General features: G+C 65.6%; 1 protein-coding gene. It reads left to right on the top strand.

The window, feature by feature from the left end:
• Positions 1–176: 176 nt before the first annotated feature.
• Positions 177–567 (top strand): helix-loop-helix domain-containing protein (locus NK662_RS24720; RefSeq protein WP_254761367.1); only part of this gene is annotated, 391 nt, incomplete at its 3' end.

The following is a 567-nucleotide window of genomic DNA, read 5'->3' as shown; positions in this document are numbered from 1 at the left end:
CCACGTCGCGCTCGCGTGCGCGCTGCCGCTTAGTCGCGCCAAAAAGGCGGGGGGAGGGGAGGCGCGTGCCTGCCCCCGATCGCATATCGCATTCTCCACTCGCTTGCGTTTGCCGTTGCGTTTGCGTTTTGCGTAGCAAGGGAAGGGAGAGAGCTCGTGCTTTTGGATTGGCCGCGATGAGCTGCGGGGGCGCCGGGCAGAGCGGGTGGCTGCTCGAGTACGGGCTGGTGGAGGAGGAGATCCAGGGCTCCGACTTCATCTACATGGTCGACGACCCCGCGGCCGTCTCCAGCGTGCTACTGGGCTTCGACGTTCCCAGGAAGGAGGACGGCAGCGGCGGCCAGGACAACTCTGCCTCCAAGAAAAGATCTCGTCCAGAATCGAGCGCACCGCCGGGCACCAAGGCTTGCCGCGAAAAGCTCCGGCGAGACAGGCTCAATGAAAGGTTCAACGAGCTCAGCGCGATCTTGGAGCCCGGCAAGCCGCCGAGGGCCGACAAGGTCTCCATCCTGAGCGACGCCGCCCGTCTCCTGAGCCAGCTGCGCGCCGAGGCCCAGAAGCTCAAGA

Origin of the sequence: Ectobacillus ponti (assembly GCF_024294785.1) — a bacterium.
Lineage (GTDB): Bacteria > Bacillota > Bacilli > Bacillales > Bacillaceae_G > Ectobacillus > Ectobacillus ponti.
The sequence above is the reverse complement of the archived record's forward strand: the minus strand, read 5'-3'. Positions and strand labels throughout refer to the sequence as shown.